The sequence below is a fragment of the Pectobacterium sp. CHL-2024 genome (assembly GCF_044751765.1).
GTDB classification, from domain to species: domain Bacteria; phylum Pseudomonadota; class Gammaproteobacteria; order Enterobacterales; family Enterobacteriaceae; genus Pectobacterium; species Pectobacterium brasiliense.
Genome location: NZ_JBIXKO010000002.1, coordinates 326,228 through 345,207 on the forward strand (window position 1 = coordinate 326,228; position 18,980 = coordinate 345,207).

Genomic DNA, 18,980 nt, shown 5'->3' on the forward strand with positions numbered 1-18,980 from the left:
GCTAACCTGTTTATCACGCGCAAGATTACGCGCGCGCGCAGATTTCGTCATCGCTGAAGAAATAAGCGATTTCACGCTGAGCGGATTCGATAGAATCAGAACCGTGTACCGCGTTCGCCGTGAAGCTGTCCGCGTAATCAGCACGCAGCGTTCCCGCCAGTGCGTTTGCTGGGTTAGTGGCACCCATGATGTCACGGTTACGTTGGACAGCGTTTTCACTTTCCAGCACCTGCACCATGATCGGGCCAGACATCATGAATTCGACCAGGCCATCAAAGAACGGCTTGCCTTTATGCTCAGCGTAGAAACCTTCCGCTTGCTCACGGCTCAGACGCAGCATTTTAGCCGCAACAATGGTAAAACCTGCGCTTTCAAAGCGTGCGTAAATCGCACCGATGGCATTTTTAGCAACCGCATTAGGTTTTACGATGGAGAAGGTACGTTCTATCGTCATATTGACCTCATTAACTAAACTGTCAGATTACAGCCGGATTATAAGAATTGTATACCCAGCCAGTGAAAGTGGCGCAAATTATAGGTGCAGAGACCGTTGTTGCCTACCAAGGAAATAACATTTTATTAAAAAAATATTACCTCTCGTTTTCCCTTCATTAACGATTACGCATCGTACGTTTTCGTTTCCTACCGCCCCCGTACTGAATGTAACAAATCATCGGCGATCACAGTTCTGAAGGTTACTTGTAACGTTATAGGTTATTTGTTTTTAAAACAATAAGATAACTGGAATTTCTTTGTCATTCACTGCTAGCCTGCTGCTGTACCCACCATAATGGCCAGTAAGAGGGCTGATAATGAAAAGAGCGGTCAATGCATTGCAAAATTTCGGCAAGTCCCTATATGGGCCGGTGCTGATACTCCCGATTGTCGGGTTATTCATCGCATTTGGGAATGTGTTCGGTAACGGCAATTTAGCGGGCTATGTCCCTTTACTTAACCATCCTTTGATTCAGGATTTTGGTCAACTGGTTTCCAAATCTGCCGTAGCGATTCTGGCTAATTTAGCGCTGGTGTTCGCCGTCGGGATCCCCATCGGACTGGCGAAACGCGATAAGGGCTACGCTGCGCTGATTGGTCTGGTGATGTTTATCATCTTCATTAATGCCATGAACATCACGCTGCAATTACAGGGCAAACTCGTACCAGCCGCAGAAATGCGCGCCGCTGGGCAAGGTATGGTACTGGGCGTTCAGGTGCTGGAAATGGGTGTTTTCGCCGGTATCCTGATCGGCGGATTCGCAGGTTATCTGTATAACCGCTATTCCAGTAAACAGTTTAACGGTGTCATGGCGATCTATTCCGGCCACTGCTTCGTCGCCATTCTGGTTATTCCGCTGGCGATTGCGCTGGGCTTTGCGATGAGCACCCTGTGGCCGTTTGCTCAGCACGGCATTACCTGGCTCGCCTTCGCTATCAAAGGTGCGGGCCCTGTTGGCATCGCGATATATGGCTTTCTGGAACGCGTGCTGATCCCTACCGGGCTGCATCATCTGGTCTATACCCCGTTCCTGTACACCGAACTGGGCGGAACCGCAGAAGTGTGCGGCAAGCTGTATCAGGGCGCACGTAACATCTATTTTGCTGAAATGGCCTGTCAGGACGTCAAACAGCTAAGTTCCACCGTAGTCTGGGATGCACGCGGCATCAGTAAAATGTTTGGTCTAACGGCCGCTGCGCTGGCGATGTACGTGACAGCTAAGCCAGAAAAACGGCTGGCCGCCAAAGCCATTCTGATTCCGGCTGCATTTACTTCTTTCTTACTGGGCGTCACCGAGCCGCTGGAGTTCTCGTTCTTGTTCGTCGCCCCGATGCTGTTTGCCGTCCACGCCGTACTGACCGGCATAGGGATGATGCTGTTCTCCATCATGGGCGTGCATGCGATTGGTGCCAACGGCGTCATCGACTTCCTGCTTTATAACCTGCCGCTGGGCATCGAGAAATCCAACTGGCCGATGTATATCGCGGTCGGGCTGACGATGTCGGTGATTTACTTCTTCGTCTTCCGCTTCCTGATTCTGTATTTCGACATGCCAACCCCCGGGCGTGAAACCGATGAGGAAGAGACGCGACTGTATTCCAAAACCGAATATCAGGCCAAGGCCGAGAATCCGGCAAAAACGCAAGAGCCAGTGAAAGGTGATGCCCAGCTTGTGGGTGCCACCATCATCGCCGGGCTGGGTGGCAAACCCAATATCGAGGTGGTGGACAACTGCTACACCCGCCTGCGGGTCACGCTCATCGACCCGGATTTGGTAGACGAACAACAGCTTAAGAACACCGGTGCGAAAGCCGTTATCCGACAGGGTAACAACGTACAGGTGGTTTACGGACTTCACGTCAAAACGATACGCGAAGCAGTTGAAAACGCGCTTTAACAGGAGACTGACCATGACGAAACCCCCATTCATTCTGACCATTGCCGGCGGCGGCAGCACCTATACCCCAGGCATCGTAAAGAGTCTGATGGTACGTCTCGCGGATTTCCCGCTGGCAGAGATTCGTTTGTATGACATCGACGGCCCGCGACAGGACATCATTGCACCGGTGGTGGAAAAAGTGATTCGCGACCACAGTGACAGCATCGTCTTTACCGTCACAACCGACGCAGAAACCGCGTTTAGCGGCGCCCACTTTGTCTTTGCCCAGATGCGCGTCGGCCAGTACAAGATGCGCGAACAGGACGAGAAAATCCCACTACGTCACGGCGTCGTCGGGCAGGAAACCTGTGGCCCCGGCGGACTGGCCTACGGCCTGCGTACCATTCTGCCGATGGCTGAGCTGATCGATCTGGTTGAGCGCTATGCGCATAAAGAGGCGTGGATCGTCAATTACTCCAACCCCGCCGCGATTGTTGCCGAAGGCGTGCGCCGCCTGCGTCCTAACGCCCGCGTGCTGAATATCTGCGACATGCCGGTTGCCGCGATGCGTAACATCGCTGCCGTGCTGGGCGTCGATCGTCACGACATCACGGTGGACTATTTTGGGCTGAATCACTTTGGCTGGTTTACCCGCGTGCTGGTCGACGGCGTCGATCGTATGCCAGAGCTGCGCGAGCACATCGCCCGCTACGGCCTGTTGACCGCCGATGCCGCCGATACCGATCCGCAGCACGCCGATCCGTCGTGGGTGAAAACCTGGCGCAACATCAAACCCGTCATGGATCATTTCCCAGAGTTCGTGCCGAATCCGTATTTGCAGTACTACCTGATGCCGAATCAGATCGTGGAGCATCAGGATCCTGACTATACGCGCGCCAATGAAGTGATGGACGGGCGTGAGAAGAAGCTGTTTGCAGCCGCCGCCAGCTACAAGGAAACGGGGATTCTGTCCGATGCGTTCCACGTTGGCGTGCACGGCTCGTTCATCGTTGATGTCGCCTGTTCACTTGCGTTCGATCTGCGCCAGCGTCATCTGGTGATCGTCGAGAATAAAGGTGCCATCGCCAATCTGCCTTACGATGCGATGGTGGAAGTGCCCGCTTATATCACCGCGCAAGGTCCAGAACCGGTGCGGATGGGGAATGTCCCGCAGTTCCATCGTGCCTTGCTGGAACAGCAGTTGGCGTCTGAACAGCTGCTGGTGGAAGCCACGCTGGAAGGCAGCTACGAGAAGGCCTTGCAGGCATTTACTCTGAACCGAACCGTGCCGACAATGCAGCACGCCAAAGCCATTCTTGACGAGATGATTGAAGCCAATCAGGATTACTGGCCGCAATTAAAACAAGCATATAGAGACGGTATCGCCCAATAATCTGCGACTTGTCGGATGAGGGAAAATCGCTGACAATGAATCTATCATTGCACATCAATGATAGATTCGGGGTCGAATTCGTCGGCCCCAAAGTGGAGGATCTATGTCAGCATCGTCTTCTGATTTGCCCGTTTCTCATGAGCGGTTTGTTTCCGCAGACTGGCTTGCCAGCCACCTGAATGACAGCAGCATCACGCTCATCGATGCCCGGATGCTACCGCCGGGCAACAGCACCCGTGATATTCATGCCGAATACCGCGCCGGTCATCTGCCTGGCGCGGTTTTTTTTGATATTGAAACGCTGTCCGATCACAGCACCGATTTGCCACATATGATGCCGACTCGCGAAGACTTCGCACGCGCGATGGGCGAATTGGGGATCGATAACCAGCAGCATCTGGTGATTTACGACGAAGGCAATCTCTTCTCCGCACCGCGTGCGTGGTGGATGCTGCACACCTTCGGTGCGACATCACTTTCGATCCTGAGCGGCGGTCTGGCGGGCTGGACAGCACAGAATTTGCCATTGGAACAGGGTGATGTAACACCTAAACCGACCACATTCCACGCCACGCTGGATGAAAACGCTATTCGCTCACGCGATGAGGTGCTTTCCATCAGCCGGGATAAATCAGAACAGATTGTCGATGCCCGCCCCGCTCCCCGTTTTAACGCCGAAGTGGACGAACCGCGTCCCGGCCTGCATCGCGGCCGCATTCCCGGTAGCCTGAACGTACCGTGGACTGATTTGGTAAGTAACGGTGCGCTGAAACCTAATGCCGAACTGGCGACCATTCTGCATAAACACGGGGTTGATTTTACTCGTCCCATCGTCGCCAGCTGCGGTTCCGGCGTAACGGCCTCTGTCGTCGTGCTGGCGCTGACGCAGTTAAATGTCCCGAATGTGACGCTGTACGACGGATCGTGGAGCGATTGGGGGAGCCGCGATGATGTCCCAATTGAGCGTGATTAGTTCCGTTCGGTCTTTTATTGCCGTCAATCAGGGGTAGCAGGTGGATAATCGGCTGGCGTCTTTAATGCAGCACGGTCAGGTGCTGACGCGCGCGGAATACCGCGTGCTGGCTTTTATCGCCGACCATTCATCGCTGATAGGCAAAATCACGGTGCGGGAGCTGGCACAGAAGACCTATGTTTCCACGGCGACTATCATGCGGCTGTGCCAAAAAATCGGCTTTAGCGGCTACAGTGAATTCATTTATCACTGCAAAACATTGCTCACGGAGCATCCGCGTCTGGCTCCCTCGCCTGTTGTTACGCCCAATGACACTTCGCTTCCCGATGCTTTCCAGCATTTTGTCGACAATTATCAGCGCACGTTTGCCTACATTACCCATCAGGATAGAGCCGCTTTCAGCGCTATCCTGCGACAGGAAAGCCATTTTTTCCTGTACGGCGCGGGGTTTTCCCATCTGTTTGCTGAATATTTGGCGAAGAAACTACAGGTGCTGGGGAAAGATGCCTTCTCCTCCGGATTAGGCGACAGCCGAGGCATTTTTCTCAATAATGCGCCGAAGTATCAGGTGTTTATCGCCATCTCCCGCAGTGGGGAAACCGAGCAGGTGTTGGATAAGGCGCGTATCGCCAAAAACATTGGCATGAAGGTAATTGCATTTACCCGTGCGTCGTTGAATTCATTAGGCGAGTTAGCCGATTTGCACTTCCGGCTCTACGATGATGCGGTTCACTATGCGGCGGAGGCCGGTGAGATTAGCTCATTTGAATCGAATCTGGTGATGTTGATCGATCTACTGCTATTGCAGGCAACAGCGGAAAAATCGTAATCCGCCGTTGCCTTCATAAAACTTATACCCTAAATAATTCAAGTTGCGTGAAGGCGGCAACCGCATGAATCCCCAGGAGCTTACTCAGGTAAGTGACTGGGGTGAGTAAGGGCGGCCAACGCACAAGCAGCTTGAAGTATGACGGGTATCAGGCGTTGCCGCTTCCCTTAAACTCCCTCAGGAAACTCCCCCATTTACGCTCGTAGAACGGCGTGGTGTGCTTAATCATATAATGACTGATACCCGATTCGCCGTCCTTCACCAGACACAGGTCGACAGGACGCTCGTCCGGTAAAGTGTCGCTGGCGACGCTACCCGCTTCACGGATGATGACTTCCTCGTCCTGATCGGCATCAATCCCAATCAGCAGGTGCGGCTGCTCTTCGCCCGGTTCCTGAATCTGCGCCAAAAACGCCCGTTTTACATGACGATGTTTGGTAAACAGCTGCGTTAGAGAATCAATCATCTGTGCTGGCATCTCGGCTGGCTGGCTCAGTATGACCTGCATCTCTTCTTCAACAACGCGTTGCTGAACAAAGCCGTTACCTTCACCAGACAGAATATGTTCAATTTCCTGCGGTAAAAACTCTTTGCCATACGGCAGCTTAGGGTTGAGGAACAGCGTGACGCCCTGCGTCATTTCAAACAGCGAACGCGTCGGCAGAGCCAGAAAAGCGGCTTCTTCCTCAATCACGCTCTGCAATGCTTCCAGAGAAGAGAAGAAAGGAATGGCGGATGAACCATCGTCTTTTTCCCAGTGCTGAATGTTCACATTACTGCCCGCATGCAATACCACCTCACCGGATTCATCCCCGTCATCGGTACTGCCCAGCACAAACACCGTGGCTTCCATCAGTTCACTGAAAAATTCAGGACGATGCGCTGGCTCTGTTGCAGCCAGAATCAGCACTTCTTCCAGTTTATTACGTGGCGAAAACTCCATACTTTCCTCAACATGATTACGTTAAAAACCGACGCTTTAAGACCTGAACCGACTACTTGGCGTTGCTCAGCAGGAGATTCGCCAGCGTGCGTACGCCGAGTCCCGTTGCGCCCGTCGCCCACTGATCTACCGCGCCTTTACGGTACGTCGCGGAACAGTCAATGTGCAGCCAGCCTTGCTGGTAATTTTTCACAAAGTGCGACAGGAAAGCCGCTGCCGTGCTGGCTCCGGCGGTGTGTGCACCACTGGCAATGTTGTTCAGATCCGCAAAGCTGGACGGCAGATGGCTGCGGTGGAATTCTTCCAGCGGCAAGCGCCAGAACGGCTCGTTTTCTTCTGTCGCGCTTTCCTGCAATGCCGCCACCAGCTCATCATCGAAGCTGAACAGCGCGTGATAGTCGTTACCCAGCGCCATTTTTGCCGCACCCGTCAGCGTTGCGCAGTCGATAATCCACTGTGGATTTTGCTCGGAGGCATCGATCAGGCCATCCGCCAGCACCAGACGCCCTTCCGCATCGGTGTTCATGACTTCAACCGTTTTACCGTTGCGGTAGCGAATGATATCGCCCAGTCGGAATGCATTGCCGCTCACCATGTTGTCTGCACAGCACAGGTACAGCTTCACACGCTGTTGCAAACCGCGCGCCGCCGCCAGCGCGAGCGCGCCCGTCAGCGTGGCTGCACCCCCCATGTCCGATTTCATGGAATCCATGGAACTGCTGGGTTTCAGGCTGTAGCCGCCGGTATCAAACGTAATGCCTTTACCTACCAGACAGGCGAAGACGGGCGCATCCGCGTTACCCGTCGGGTTATAGTCCAGCGCCAGCAGCACCGGTTGACGCTCAGAACCGCGCCCCACCGTGTGCAGGCCAGCATAATTCTGCTCACGTAGATCTTCACCTTTGGTGATGCGGTAGCTAACGGCATCACAGGCAACGTCACACAGCAGGTCGACTGCGCGGGTCGCCAGTTGCTCTGGCCCCAGCTCTTCAGCAGGCAGGTTGATGGTGTCACGCACCCAGTCCACGATCTTCAGGCGATCGTTCAGCTCTTTCTTGTCAGCGTCGTTCAGTTCCGCCCATTCAACCGTTCTTTGCCCTTTCGGCCCGCGATACCCCTGCCAGAATGCCCAGCTGTTTGCCAGATCCCAGCCTTCACCGGCTAACTGAACGTGTTTAATTCCCTGCCCATCAATTTTGCGGGCAGCACGTTGGATCACCGCCTGTGCAGCTTTGCCATTCAGGGACGCCCCTACATGAATGGTAAAACCCTGCTCATTCACACTCAGCGTCGCTTTTTCTCCCCAGCGCGCGTCAGCAGGTTGAGTGGAGAGTGAAATCAGCATGGTATTGTTCGTCATAGTGCTTCTCCGATAATAAGTATTCCTGCCACGTTTCATGTTTGCAGGTGATGTTCATATTTACAGACGTTCTGCTTCTCAATACGTGTTTATAAACGCTCTCGCTTATAAATACTCGGTTTGCAGATAAATAAACGGTGCATCATGACATGCAAATGTTACGAATTTTGGCTCGAGAATAAAACGGGCCACCCAAGGCAGCCCCGTCATTGTGCTATTCAGCTTCATCTAACCAGACCAGCAGGATCGCTTCCAGAATTTTTTCATTAGAGGCATCAGGCCGATCGTCAAACTCATCCAACTCGCAGATCCACTGGTGCATATCCGTGAAACGGACGGTTTTCGGATCGAGATCGGGAAACTGGTCGTAAAGCGCTTCGCCGATAGCCCGGCTGTCTGTCCATTTTAATCCCATAACGGTTGCTCCCTATGCAGATTAATGCTCGCGCGCGTGGTTGATCGTATAGCGCGGGATCTCGACGACCAGGTCGTCGCCGGCGATACGCGCCTGACAGCCCAGACGACTTTCCGGCTCCAGCCCCCAGGCCTTATCCAGCATGTCGTCTTCTTCTTCTGTACTTTCTGCCAGCGAGTCGAAGCCTTCGCGCACGATGCAGTGGCAGGTGGTGCAGGCACAGGATTTCTCGCAGGCGTGCTCAACGTCAATACCGTTACGCAGGGCGACTTCCAAAATGCTTTCACCGCGTTCCGCTTCCAAAACCGCCCCTTCAGGACACAGATCCTGATGCGGTAAAAAGACTATCTTAGGCATGTTACACCTCATCCACAGAATGGCCTGCCAGCGCGCGACGGATAGAGGCATCCATGCGACGGGCGGCGAATTCCTGGGTTTGTTGATCGACTGTTTTAATCGCGGCTTCTATCGCCACGGGATCGCTTCCCTGCATCATCGTATGCAGATGTTCGGATGCCGCGACAATGATGCCTTTTTCGTCATTGCTCAATAACTCGGCGTCAGCCACCAGCGCGCTTTGCAAGCTTTCCAGCACGCGTGCCGCTTCCACTTTTTGCTCTGCCAGACGACGCGCCCCGACATCTTCCTTCGCATTCAGCATCGAATCGGTGATCATCGTGGCGATTTCCGTATCGCTCAAACCGTATGACGGTTTCACCTGAATAGATGCCTCGACGCCCGTCGATTTCTCCATCGCTGTGACGCTCAGCAGGCCATCCGCATCAACCTGAAAGGTCACGCGAATGTGTGCCCCACCGGCAGGCAGCGGCGGCAAGCCGCGCAGTGAGAAGCGCGCAAGCGAGCGGCAATCCGCCACCATTTCGCGCTCACCCTGCAAGACGTGGATCATCATGCCGCTCTGGCCGTCTTTGAAGGTGGTGAACTCCTGTGCTCGGGCAACCGGGATCGTGGTATTGCGCGGAATGATTTTTTCCACCAGCCCGCCCATCGTCTCCAGCCCCAGCGACAAGGGGATCACATCCAGCAGCAGCATTTCACTGTCTGGCTTGTTGCCCACCAGAATATCCGCCTGGATCGCCGCGCCGATAGCGACAACCTTGTCTGGATCGATCGACGTCAGCGGTGTACGACCAAAAAACGTTCCGACTTGTTCGCGCACCAGTGGAACGCGCGTCGATCCACCCACCATCACAACTTCCAGCACGTCTTCTGGCGTCAGTCCCGCGTCTTTCAGCGTGCGACGGCACGACAGCAGCGTACGTTTCACCAGCGCAGCAATCAGCGAATCAAACTGCTCACGGGTGATCTCACTCTGCCAGCCTGCAACATCCACACGCACCGACTCGGCGCTGCTGAGTGCAACTTTAGCCTTCACCGCCGCGTGGCGAAAAGCATGATCTAACTGACGATCGTCACGATCGTGAATGCCCGCCTGCTCACGCAGCCACTCCGCCAGCAGATGATCGAAATCATCACCGCCCAGCGCAGAATCACCGCCCGTTGCCAGCACCTCAAAAACGCCGCGGCTCAGGCGCAGAATGGAAATATCAAAGGTACCACCGCCCAGATCGTAAATGGCGATCACGCCCTCTTTACCGGAATCCAGCCCGTAGGCAATCGCGGCCGCGGTTGGTTCATTGAGCAGGCGCAAGACGTGCAGCCCGGCAAGACGCGCCGCGTCTTTGGTGCCCTGACGCTGTGCATCATCGAAATAGGCGGGAACGGTAATCACCACACCATCCGGCACGCCGCCTAACGCCGCTTCCGCACGCGCAGCCAGCGCGGACAAAATATCCGCCGAGACTTGTACAGGATTGAGATTGCCAGCCGAGGTCTGAATCAGCGGCAGGCCGTTATCGCTGGCATGAAAGCGATACGGTAAATGCGGATAGCGCTGCTGAATATCGTCCAGAGAACGCCCCATCAGGCGTTTGACTGAGCTGACGGTATTTTCCAGATCGTGGGCAGCATTGTCGCGTGCATCCCAGCCGACGCTGTGACCATCGTGACGATAGTGAACAACCGAGGGCAGCAGGTCGCGCCCATCGCTATCCGCTAGCGTCTGAGCTTCACCGCTGCGTACGGTGGCAACAAGAGAATGGGTGGTGCCTAAATCAATACCGACAGCCAGACGACGCTGGTGCGGTGCGGCGCTAAGGCCAGGCTCACTAATTTGTAATAAGGCCATATTGAGCTTCCATCAATTGGCTGGCGAAAAAAACCGTATGGCAATCACCATCGGGTTACCCGCCGGATTAACCAGTTATCTGTCCAGCAATTGTTCTTCGAGTTCTTCAACCTGTTGCTGGAGCTTGTCTAAAAAGCGTAGCTTGCGCACGGTATCTGCGGCGTCTGTCCACGTCTCATTACCGAGTTCATCACGCATATGCGAACGGCGCTTAACGATCGTTGCCTGCAACCGCGCGGCGAAGGCCGTCAGCGCCTCATCGGCATCCGATCGCTGCGAGATCGCGTCCAGCTCTTCGCGCAGTTCCAGCTGTTCCATCAGGAATGCAGTGTCCTTCATCGTGTGCTGTTCGTTGTTCACATCAAAACCGTGCAGCGACAGCATATACTCTGCGCGTCTCAGCGGATGCTTGAGCGCCTGATAGGCGTTATTGATCGTCGCCGCCTGCTGCACCGCCAGCATGCGCTCACGCTCTGGGCTGGCAGCATAACGGTCAGGATGGAACTGCCGTTGCAAATCCTGAAAACGGGATGCAAGCAGGCCGCCATCCACATCATAGCGAATCGGCAGCCCGAATAACGTAAAGTAATCCATAGTGGTACTCTGGGAGTTCTGGGTAGCAACACATGCCATTAACCGATTGCACGCTCACTACCCAAGAGAGGTCAGACGTTGAAACTTTCGCCGCAACCACATTCGCCGGAAATGTTCGGATTATTGAACTTAAAGCCTTCGTTCAGCCCTTCTTTGACGAAATCCAACTCGGTTCCGTCAAGATAGACCAGACTTTTGCCGTCCACGATGACCTTTACGCCTTTGTCTTCAAAGACCGTGTCACCGTCGTTCAAATCATCAACAAACTCCAGCACATACGCCATACCGGAACAGCCGGATGTCCGTACGCCAAGACGCAGCCCAAGGCCTTTGCCCCGGTTTGCGATGAAAGCGTTCACGCGTTGTGCCGCACTTTCGCTCAGAGAAATCGACATACTGTTACCTCGATCGTTCGCCACCTCGACGAGAACAGGCACCGCAAGAAGCGGTGCCCCGCCGAGTTCAGCCGCAGAGATTACTGCGCGTCGCGTTTACTTTTGTAATCCGCAATCGCTGCCTTGATAGCGTCTTCCGCCAGAATGGAGCAGTGAATCTTCACTGGCGGTAGCTCAAGCTCTTCGGCAATCTGCGTGTTCTTAATCGCTTCAGCTTCATTCAGCGATTTGCCTTTTACCCACTCTGTGACCAGCGAGCTGGAGGCAATGGCAGAACCACAACCGTACGTTTTGAAGCGGGCATCTTCGATGATACCCTCATTGTTGACTTTTATCTGCAACTTCATCACATCGCCGCACGCTGGCGCGCCGACCATGCCGCTGCCGATAGAAGGATCGGCGTTATCAAATGAACCCACGTTGCGTGGGTTTTCATAGTGATCAATTACTTTTTCGCTGTAAGCCATGATAGTCGTCCCCGAACTGGTGAATTAATGATGCGCCCACTCGATGCTGCTGATATCCACGCCCTGTTTGAACATTTCCCACAGCGGAGAAAGATCGCGCAGACGACCGATGGATTTACGTACCAGCTCGATGGTGTAGTCGATCTCTTCTTCGGTGGTAAAACGCCCCAGCGAGAAACGGATCGAGCTATGTGCCAGCTCATCATTCATGCCCAGCGCACGTAACACGTAGGAGGGCTCCAGACTGGCCGACGTACAGGCAGAACCGGACGATACCGCCAGATCCTTGAGCGCCATAATCAGCGATTCACCTTCAACATAGTTGAAGCTGACGTTCAGGATCGTGGACACGCCCTGCTCGATATCACCATTCAGGTAGACTTCTTCAATATCATTAATACCGTTCCACAGACGGTCGCGCAGCGCACGCAGGCGATCCATTTCTGCGGTCATCTCTTCTTTCGCAATGCGGTAGGCTTCACCCATGCCGACAATCTGGTGCACAGGCAAGGTGCCAGAACGCATGCCGCGCTCATGGCCGCCGCCGTGCATCTGCGCTTCGAGACGAATACGGGGTTTACGACGAACATACAGTGCTCCGATCCCTTTCGGCCCATAGATTTTATGGCCGGAGAAAGACATCAGATCCACTTTTAACTGGTTCAGATCGATAGGCAGTTTGCCTACGCTCTGTGTGGCATCAACATGGAACACGATACCGCGGCTACGGCACATGTCACCGATAGCGGCAATATCCTGCACAACGCCGATTTCATTATTGACGTGCATGATGGAAACCAGAATGGTGTCCTCACGCATTGCGGCTTCGAGTTCAGCCAGATCGATAATGCCATTACGCTGCGGGGCCAGATAAGTCACCTCGAAGCCTTCGCGTTCAAGCTGACGACAGGTATCCAGCACGGCTTTGTGCTCGGTCTTGCTGGTGATGATGTGCTTACCCTTCTTCTGATAGAAGTTGGCAACACCTTTAATCGCGAGGTTATCGGCTTCGGTCGCGCCTGACGTGAAGACGATCTCACGTGGGTCGGCACCAACCAGTTCAGCAATTTGGTTACGGGCGATATCAACCGCCTCTTCCGCTTGCCAGCCAAAACGGTGGGAACGGGAAGCCGGGTTACCGAACGTACCGTCCAACGTCAAACACTGCATCATTTTCTCAGCGACGCGCGGGTCAACCGGCGTGGTGGCTGAGTAGTCGAGATAGATAGGTAACTTCATTGCTCATAAACTCCGTACATCACTTCAAAACGTACAATGCGTTTTGTTTTATTGACAGGTTGTTTATACCCGCAACCTCTCGGGCCAATGCAAAAAATCTGGCGATGTTATCGTGGAACAATTTGTCGTCAGAACACATTATCGTCAGAACACGCCGTGACAGTCGGACTAACGCCAACACCACATTGAGTAATGTGGTCAGGATTATGCGGCTATCAGAAAGGCAAAACGTGACGAGTAAAGGTTACTCGTCACGTTGAAGGTGTATCAGGCGCGCAGGTTAACGTTGATCGTTTCCTGGATACGTCCGTTAGCAGTGCGGCGCGTGTCAGCATCCTGACGATCCGCCACATCCAGCACTTCCTTATTATTCACCAGCTCATCCAGCGTGATGTTATTCAGGAAGTCGGTAATACGGTCGCTCAGATCGCGCCACAGCGTGTGCGTCAGGCAGCGATCGCCACCCTGGCAGCCTTCGCGGCCTTGGCAACGCGTTGCATCAACAGATTCATCGACGGCCGAAATGACCATACCAACAGCGATTTCATTCGCGTTTTTACCCAGCAGGTAACCGCCGCCCGGGCCACGAACGCTGGCAACCAGTCCGTTTTTACGCAGACGCGAAAACAGCTGCTCCAGGTAAGACAGTGAAATACCCTGGCGTTCAGAAATATCCGCCAACGGAACGGGTCCTTCCTGGGAGTGCAGAGCCACATCGAGCATGGCGGTAACGGCGTAACGGCCTTTGGATGTCAGTCTCATGATAGTGGTACCTGTAGATAAAACATGTATTATGAAAACATGTATTGGCAGAACATACCGCGAGTCTGACATTCCTGAGTGTTTTAGTCAACTATTTAACCAAGTAAAACACTCAAGTATTATTCGTCGTGTGTTTTCTGTACCGAACTCAGTATTCCACGCAGGATGTTAAGCTCCTGACTTTCAGGCCTGGCGCGGGTAAACAGACGACGCAGCTTGTTCATCACCTGCCCTTGATGTGCCGGCCGGATAAATCCGGTTTGCAGTAATGTCTGTTCAAGATGCTGATAAAACCGCTCCAGATCGTCGACCAGCGGGTACGGCGATTCTTCATGTTGCGGCTGTCCGGCCTGTAAACGATCCAAATGCGCGATGCGCACTTCATAAGCAATGATCTGCACCGCCATCGCCAGATTGAGCGAGCTGTATTCCGGGTTCGCGGGAATCGCTACGTGATAATGGCATTTCTGAAGCTCTTCATTCGTCAGCCCCACGCGTTCACGCCCAAACACCAGCGCTACCGGCGCGTGCTCTGCTTCCTGCGCGCTGCGAACGCCGCATTCACGCGGTTCCAACATCGGCCAGGGTAAGGTTCGGGAACGTGCGCTGGTGCCAACGACCAGACCACAGCCTTCGAGCGCCTGATCGAACGAATCCACAATAGTGGCATTGCCGATAACATCGCTGGCGCCTGCCGCCAACGCAATGGCCTGCGAATCAGGCTTCACCAATGGGTTGACCAAATACAGTTTACTTAACCCCATGGTTTTCATCGCCCTGGCCACTGATCCCATATTGCCAGTGTGCGACGTTTCAACCAGAACAATGCGAATATTGTCTAACATATGAACTCTGTTATGCGATAGATAGAAGGAAGTCGTGCGAAAAGGAAATCGGCATACCTTAACACAAACTTAGCTATTTTACTTTTCTACTGCTATACTCTGCGCCGCTTTCCGTTCTTTAACATTCCAGTGGACCGATACCATGCATCCGATGCTCAACATCGCTATACGCGCTGCGCGTAAAGCCGGTAATTTAATTGCCAAGAACTATGAAACGCCAGACGCCGTCGAAGCTAGCCAGAAAGGCAGCAACGATTTTGTGACCAACGTCGATCGGGATGCAGAACGTCTGATCGTTGAAGTCATCCGTAAGTCTTACCCACAGCACACCATTATTGGTGAAGAGTGTGGCGAGCTGGTTGGCGAAGATCCGGCAGTACAATGGGTTATCGATCCTCTGGATGGCACCACCAACTTCATCAAACGTTTACCTCACTTCGCTGTTTCTATCGCGGTCCGCATTAAAGGCCGTACCGAAGTTGCCGTTGTTTACGATCCTATGCGTAATGAACTGTTTACTGCGACCCGTGGTCAAGGTGCACAGCTGAACGGTTACCGCCTGCGCAGCAGCACTGCCCGCGATCTGGAAGGCACCGTACTGGCAACAGGCTTCCCCTTCAAATTAAAACAACACAGCAAAAGCTACATCAATGCCATCGGCGCACTGTTCACCCACTGTGCGGATTTCCGCCGTACGGGTTCTGCTGCACTGGATCTGGCCTATGTGGCCGCGGGTCGTGTTGACGGTTTCTTTGAAATCGGCCTGAAGCCATGGGATTTTGCCGGTGGCGAGCTGCTGGTACGTGAAGCTGGCGGGATCGTGACCGATTTCGTTGGCGGCCATAACTATCTGGCATCCGGCAATCTGGTTGCAGGTAACCCGCGTGTGGTGAAATCCATTCTGGGCACCATCCGTGAAGAACTGAGCGACGCGCTGAAACGCTAATTCTGCCCCACTCCGGCTCACCTCTGTAAAAACGAAATTGGGCCGGAGTTGTTATTTTTCTTTACATATGAATCCTGTATACGCATTGTTTATCATTATACGATAATAATTATCAAACTCATTACACTGATAACTTCATCACATTGATAAGTTGTGAATTAGGATCGCCACCATGTTAAGAAAATCAGTAAGATCACTCTTTCTGACCGCACTCCTCACCACCCCGCTTTTCAGCTACGCCACCCAATACCCTCTTACCGTCACCGATTTCGACGGAAGAAGTGTCACCATTAAACAAGAGCCACAGCGCATCATCCTGCAAGATGGGCGCGATATTATGACGATGGCATTGCTTGACCGCGATAACCCCTTTCAGCGTCTGGTCGCCTGGAACAATCTGGCGAAAAAACAGGACACCGCAACCTGGGATATGCTGAAAGGGAAATGGCCTCAGTCCGTTGGCATTCTGGATATGGGCTTCAGTGACAAAGGTAACGTCGATCTGGAAAGCGTGCTGTCAAAACAGCCGGATCTGATGATTGCCCAGCTGCGTGCCAAGGCAGCACTGAAGGAAAGCGGTGTGATCGACAAGCTCAGCGCGCTGAATATTCCGGTACTGTTCGTCGATTATGAAGTGAATCCGGCTAAAGATACCGCCCCCAGCATCGACCTGTTGGGTAAAGTGCTGAACCGGGAAGCCAATGCCAAAGCGTATACCGATTTCTATCGTCAACACTTCGATGCTATTCAGCAGAAAACCGCCGCAATCACCCCGAAACCCAGCGTCTTTATCGAAGCTATCGCCGGCAACTCCGACTCCTGCTGCTTCACTCACGGTCACAATGGCTGGGGCGGACTGATTGAAGCCGTCGGCGCGAAAAATATCGGTTCTGATTTGCTGCCGGGTGCATCAGGCTTTGTCTCGCTGGAAAAAATTATCAGCATGAAGCCCGATGCCTACATTATGACAGGCTCTAAACGTGGCAACAGCCAGGTCCTGCCGTTAGGCTATGGTGCCAGCGTAGAAGACGTTCGCAATCAGGCCGCTACGCTGCTAAATCGCACGGGTATCAGTCAGATTCCAGCGGTTCAGGCGAAACACGTTTACGGCGTTTACCACCATTTCTACAACCATCCCTACAACATTGTCGGTATGGAATATCTGGCCAAGGATATTTATCCTCAGGCCTTTACCAGCCTGAATCCTGACGATACGTATCGTTATATCATTCAGAATTTTACCTCGCTGCCTGACAGTGACTTTATCTTTGCCTGGAAACAAGGTGAGTAATTTTTAATGAGTACAACCACTGAACCGGGTATCCGCAATACTGCCGCGGATGCCAACACCATTATGGACAACTATCGCGGCATCATTCGACGCCGCGTGGGTGTGATGGCGATACTGCTGTTGATCATCATCGGCTCGTTGTTGTTGGATTTCACGATGGGGCCTTCAGGGCTGACGCTTGATGTGCTTTGGCAGACGCTGACCGATCCGGCCAGCGCCGATGCGGGTACGCGCGTGATCGTCTGGGATATTCGTCTGCCTTACGCGCTGATGGCTATCGTGGTCGGGCTGGCGCTTGGTCTGGCCGGTGCAGAAATGCAGACGATCCTGAACAACCCGTTGGCCAGCCCGTTTACGCTCGGCGTTTCTTCCGCCGCGGCGTTCGGTGCTGCGCTGGCTATCGTCCTCGGTATCGGTATCCCCGGTATTCCGGCTCAGTGGTTTATCTCCGCAAACGCCTTTATCTTTGCGCTGCTGGCAGCGTTGCTGCTTGATGGCATTACGCGCTGGACGCAGGTCGCTACCTCCGGTGTCGTGCTGTTCGGTATCGCGCTGGTGTTCACCTTCAACGCGCTGGTTTCCATGCTCCAGTTCATCGCCAACGAAGACACGCTGCAAGGCCTGGTGTTCTGGACGATGGGCAGCCTGGCCCGTGCCTCGTGGGAAAAACTGGGAATTTTGCTGTTGGTGCTCGTCATCGTGATGCCAATTTCACTGATGAGCTCATGGAAACTGACCGCGCTACGGTTGGGTGAAGATCGCGCCGTGAGTTTTGGCATTAACGTCCGCCGCCTGCGTTTGGCGACGCTGCTGCGCATCAGTATTTTATCCGCCATTTCCGTCGCGTTTGTCGGTCCAATCGGCTTTATCGGTCTGGTTGCTCCGCATATCGCACGCATGATTTTCGGTGAGGATCACCGCTTCTATCTGCCTGCCAGTGCGTTAACTGGCGCGCTGGTGCTGTCGATGGCGTCCGTTGCCTCGAAAAATCTCATCCCCGGCGTCATTATCCCGGTCGGGATCGTCACCTCACTGGTTGGCGTTCCCTTCTTCCTGAGTATTATCCTGCGCCACAGAGGAAACGTATGAACCAGCAAACCACTTCTGGATTACGCCTTTCCCACTTTCGCGCGGGTTATCCCAAGCGTCAGGTGATTCGCGATCTGTCCGTACCACAGCTGCCGCGCGGAAAAATTACCGTGCTGCTCGGCCCTAACGGCAGCGGTAAATCAACGCTGTTGCGTGCAATGGCAGGCCTGAACGCATCCGAAGGCGAACTGTGGTTGGATGACACCAACCTGATGACGTTGCCATTCGCTCAGCGGGCGGAAAAAGTCGTTTATCTGCCGCAGTCCCTGCCCGCAGGCGTTCACCTGCACGTGCTGGAATCGATTATCGTCGCACAGCGCGCGTCCGGCGGTATGCACAACGCCGAAAAGCAGGATGAAGTGATGAGTCTGCTGCGTCAGTTGGGCATTGAACATCTGGCGTTGAGCTATCTCGATCAGCTCTCCGGCGGACAGAAACAGCTGGTGGGGTTAGCGCAATCGCTGATCCGTCAACCCTCGCTGCTCTTGCTGGACGAACCGCTCAGCGCGCTGGATCTGAACTATCAGTTCCACGTGATGGATTTGGTACGTAAGGAGACGCGTAAGCGCAACATCATCACCGTCGTGGTAGTACATGACATCAATATCGCGCTACGCCACGGCGACCACGTACTGATGCTGCAAAACGGTAATTTGATTGCCAATGGCGCACCGGCCGAGGTGATTAGCCCGGAAAGCCTGTCAGCGGTCTATGGCGTACGCGGGCGCATCGAGCGCTGTTCGCAGGGCGTGCCGCAGGTGATTATCGACGGGCTGGTCAGCGAACCGACCATCTAAGCTTTTCTCTGCACGAATAGACGGTGAGTTACCTCACCGTCTTCCTTACCTTATCAAA

General features: G+C 53.9%; 20 protein-coding genes. 8 read left to right on the top strand and 12 right to left on the bottom strand.

Annotated features, from left to right (window positions below; genetic code table 11):
- Positions 1-25: 25 nt before the first annotated feature.
- Positions 26-454: a nucleoside-diphosphate kinase gene (gene ndk / locus ACIPUG_RS06415; protein WP_010280064.1), complete on the bottom strand. Its 429-nt coding sequence runs from the start codon at positions 452-454 to the stop codon at positions 26-28.
- Between the two features lie 358 nt (positions 455-812).
- Here ndk and ACIPUG_RS06420 point away from each other — a divergent pair, with 358 nt between their 5' ends.
- The 4 genes from ACIPUG_RS06420 to ACIPUG_RS06435 all read left to right on the top strand — a co-directional run bounded on the left by ACIPUG_RS06420 (position 813) and on the right by ACIPUG_RS06435 (position 5,570).
- Positions 813-2,393: a PTS transporter subunit EIIC gene (locus tag ACIPUG_RS06420; protein WP_400337926.1), complete on the top strand. Its 1,581-nt coding sequence runs from the start codon at positions 813-815 to the stop codon at positions 2,391-2,393.
- A 13-nt stretch (positions 2,394-2,406) separates the two neighbouring features.
- Entirely contained in the window at positions 2,407-3,768 is a 1,362-nt protein-coding gene (locus ACIPUG_RS06425) for a 6-phospho-alpha-glucosidase (RefSeq protein ID WP_010280068.1), read from the top strand.
- 103 nt (positions 3,769-3,871) lie between these two features.
- Complete coding sequence (gene sseA, locus ACIPUG_RS06430; protein ID WP_039463849.1) at positions 3,872-4,741, top strand: 3-mercaptopyruvate sulfurtransferase; 870 nt, start codon at positions 3,872-3,874, stop codon at positions 4,739-4,741.
- Between the two features lie 40 nt (positions 4,742-4,781).
- Entirely contained in the window at positions 4,782-5,570 is a 789-nt protein-coding gene (locus ACIPUG_RS06435; protein ID WP_400337927.1) for a MurR/RpiR family transcriptional regulator, read from the top strand.
- 148 nt (positions 5,571-5,718) lie between these two features.
- Here ACIPUG_RS06435 and sseB read toward each other — a convergent pair whose 3' ends face one another.
- From sseB to trmJ, 11 genes are all read right to left on the bottom strand, one after another.
- Positions 5,719-6,513 carry an enhanced serine sensitivity protein SseB gene (sseB, locus tag ACIPUG_RS06440; RefSeq protein WP_014916213.1) on the bottom strand — a complete coding sequence of 265 codons (795 nt, stop codon included), beginning with the start codon at positions 6,511-6,513 and terminating at the stop codon, positions 5,719-5,721.
- Between the two features lie 52 nt (positions 6,514-6,565).
- Positions 6,566-7,873, bottom strand: a complete 1,308-nt coding sequence (gene pepB / locus ACIPUG_RS06445) for an aminopeptidase PepB (RefSeq protein WP_400337928.1) — start codon at positions 7,871-7,873, stop codon at positions 6,566-6,568.
- A 214-nt stretch (positions 7,874-8,087) separates the two neighbouring features.
- Positions 8,088-8,288 (bottom strand): Fe-S cluster assembly protein IscX, encoded by a 201-nt coding sequence (iscX, locus tag ACIPUG_RS06450; protein WP_010280073.1) that lies wholly within the window; start codon positions 8,286-8,288, stop codon positions 8,088-8,090.
- A gap of 21 nt (positions 8,289-8,309) precedes the next feature.
- Positions 8,310-8,645: an ISC system 2Fe-2S type ferredoxin gene (fdx, locus tag ACIPUG_RS06455; protein ID WP_005970171.1), complete on the bottom strand. Its 336-nt coding sequence runs from the start codon at positions 8,643-8,645 to the stop codon at positions 8,310-8,312.
- A 1-nt stretch (position 8,646) separates the two neighbouring features.
- Positions 8,647-10,497, bottom strand: coding sequence for a Fe-S protein assembly chaperone HscA (gene hscA, locus ACIPUG_RS06460; RefSeq protein ID WP_400337929.1), 1,851 nt, complete (start codon positions 10,495-10,497; stop codon positions 8,647-8,649).
- 75 nt (positions 10,498-10,572) lie between these two features.
- The gene (gene hscB / locus ACIPUG_RS06465) at positions 10,573-11,091 is read right to left on the bottom strand and encodes a co-chaperone HscB (RefSeq protein ID WP_400337930.1); all 519 of its coding nucleotides are present in this window, start codon (positions 11,089-11,091) and stop codon (positions 10,573-10,575) included.
- A 71-nt stretch (positions 11,092-11,162) separates the two neighbouring features.
- A complete protein-coding gene (gene iscA, locus ACIPUG_RS06470) occupies positions 11,163-11,486 on the bottom strand; it encodes an iron-sulfur cluster assembly protein IscA (RefSeq protein WP_014916217.1) in 324 nt (107 codons plus the stop codon).
- An 80-nt stretch (positions 11,487-11,566) separates the two neighbouring features.
- Positions 11,567-11,953: a Fe-S cluster assembly scaffold IscU gene (gene iscU, locus ACIPUG_RS06475; protein ID WP_005970177.1), complete on the bottom strand. Its 387-nt coding sequence runs from the start codon at positions 11,951-11,953 to the stop codon at positions 11,567-11,569.
- A gap of 24 nt (positions 11,954-11,977) precedes the next feature.
- On the bottom strand, positions 11,978-13,192 hold the full coding sequence (locus ACIPUG_RS06480) for an IscS subfamily cysteine desulfurase (protein WP_040034742.1): 1,215 nt from the start codon (positions 13,190-13,192) through the stop codon (positions 11,978-11,980).
- A gap of 267 nt (positions 13,193-13,459) precedes the next feature.
- Positions 13,460-13,954 carry a Fe-S cluster assembly transcriptional regulator IscR gene (iscR, locus tag ACIPUG_RS06485; RefSeq protein ID WP_010280087.1) on the bottom strand — a complete coding sequence of 165 codons (495 nt, stop codon included), beginning with the start codon at positions 13,952-13,954 and terminating at the stop codon, positions 13,460-13,462.
- 119 nt (positions 13,955-14,073) lie between these two features.
- Positions 14,074-14,799 (bottom strand): tRNA (cytosine(32)/uridine(32)-2'-O)-methyltransferase TrmJ, encoded by a 726-nt coding sequence (gene trmJ, locus ACIPUG_RS06490; protein WP_010280090.1) that lies wholly within the window; start codon positions 14,797-14,799, stop codon positions 14,074-14,076.
- A gap of 142 nt (positions 14,800-14,941) precedes the next feature.
- Here trmJ and suhB point away from each other — a divergent pair, with 142 nt between their 5' ends.
- The 4 genes from suhB to ACIPUG_RS06510 all read left to right on the top strand — a co-directional run bounded on the left by suhB (position 14,942) and on the right by ACIPUG_RS06510 (position 18,922).
- Positions 14,942-15,745 (top strand): inositol-1-monophosphatase, encoded by an 804-nt coding sequence (gene suhB, locus ACIPUG_RS06495; RefSeq protein ID WP_014916219.1) that lies wholly within the window; start codon positions 14,942-14,944, stop codon positions 15,743-15,745.
- A gap of 172 nt (positions 15,746-15,917) precedes the next feature.
- Positions 15,918-17,036, top strand: a complete 1,119-nt coding sequence (locus ACIPUG_RS06500) for an ABC transporter substrate-binding protein (protein ID WP_400337931.1) — start codon at positions 15,918-15,920, stop codon at positions 17,034-17,036.
- Positions 17,037-17,042: 6 nt separating this feature from the next.
- On the top strand, positions 17,043-18,125 hold the full coding sequence (locus tag ACIPUG_RS06505) for an iron ABC transporter permease (protein ID WP_039284478.1): 1,083 nt from the start codon (positions 17,043-17,045) through the stop codon (positions 18,123-18,125).
- On the top strand, positions 18,122-18,922 hold the full coding sequence (locus tag ACIPUG_RS06510; RefSeq protein ID WP_039503221.1) for an ABC transporter ATP-binding protein: 801 nt from the start codon (positions 18,122-18,124) through the stop codon (positions 18,920-18,922). The genes ACIPUG_RS06505 and ACIPUG_RS06510 overlap by 4 nt, the downstream gene beginning before the upstream one ends.
- The last annotated feature ends 58 nt before the right edge of the window (positions 18,923-18,980 follow it).

What these genes read in the sequence shown, in the direction of transcription:
- ndk (WP_010280064.1), bottom strand. Translation starts at nt 454, where the DNA reads ATGACGATAGAACGTACCTTCTCCATCGTAAAACCTAATGCGGTTGCT.
- ACIPUG_RS06420 (WP_400337926.1), top strand. Translation starts at nt 813, where the DNA reads ATGAAAAGAGCGGTCAATGCATTGCAAAATTTCGGCAAGTCCCTATAT.
- ACIPUG_RS06425 (WP_010280068.1), top strand. Translation starts at nt 2,407, where the DNA reads ATGACGAAACCCCCATTCATTCTGACCATTGCCGGCGGCGGCAGCACC.
- sseA (WP_039463849.1), top strand. Translation starts at nt 3,872, where the DNA reads ATGTCAGCATCGTCTTCTGATTTGCCCGTTTCTCATGAGCGGTTTGTT.
- sseB (WP_014916213.1), bottom strand. Translation starts at nt 6,513, where the DNA reads ATGGAGTTTTCGCCACGTAATAAACTGGAAGAAGTGCTGATTCTGGCT.
- pepB (WP_400337928.1), bottom strand. Translation starts at nt 7,873, where the DNA reads ATGACGAACAATACCATGCTGATTTCACTCTCCACTCAACCTGCTGAC.
- iscX (WP_010280073.1), bottom strand. Translation starts at nt 8,288, where the DNA reads ATGGGATTAAAATGGACAGACAGCCGGGCTATCGGCGAAGCGCTTTAC.
- fdx (WP_005970171.1), bottom strand. Translation starts at nt 8,645, where the DNA reads ATGCCTAAGATAGTCTTTTTACCGCATCAGGATCTGTGTCCTGAAGGG.
- hscA (WP_400337929.1), bottom strand. Translation starts at nt 10,497, where the DNA reads ATGGCCTTATTACAAATTAGTGAGCCTGGCCTTAGCGCCGCACCGCAC.
- hscB (WP_400337930.1), bottom strand. Translation starts at nt 11,091, where the DNA reads ATGGATTACTTTACGTTATTCGGGCTGCCGATTCGCTATGATGTGGAT.
- iscA (WP_014916217.1), bottom strand. Translation starts at nt 11,486, where the DNA reads ATGTCGATTTCTCTGAGCGAAAGTGCGGCACAACGCGTGAACGCTTTC.
- iscU (WP_005970177.1), bottom strand. Translation starts at nt 11,953, where the DNA reads ATGGCTTACAGCGAAAAAGTAATTGATCACTATGAAAACCCACGCAAC.
- ACIPUG_RS06480 (WP_040034742.1), bottom strand. Translation starts at nt 13,192, where the DNA reads ATGAAGTTACCTATCTATCTCGACTACTCAGCCACCACGCCGGTTGAC.
- iscR (WP_010280087.1), bottom strand. Translation starts at nt 13,954, where the DNA reads ATGAGACTGACATCCAAAGGCCGTTACGCCGTTACCGCCATGCTCGAT.
- trmJ (WP_010280090.1), bottom strand. Translation starts at nt 14,799, where the DNA reads ATGTTAGACAATATTCGCATTGTTCTGGTTGAAACGTCGCACACTGGC.
- suhB (WP_014916219.1), top strand. Translation starts at nt 14,942, where the DNA reads ATGCATCCGATGCTCAACATCGCTATACGCGCTGCGCGTAAAGCCGGT.
- ACIPUG_RS06500 (WP_400337931.1), top strand. Translation starts at nt 15,918, where the DNA reads ATGTTAAGAAAATCAGTAAGATCACTCTTTCTGACCGCACTCCTCACC.
- ACIPUG_RS06505 (WP_039284478.1), top strand. Translation starts at nt 17,043, where the DNA reads ATGAGTACAACCACTGAACCGGGTATCCGCAATACTGCCGCGGATGCC.
- ACIPUG_RS06510 (WP_039503221.1), top strand. Translation starts at nt 18,122, where the DNA reads ATGAACCAGCAAACCACTTCTGGATTACGCCTTTCCCACTTTCGCGCG.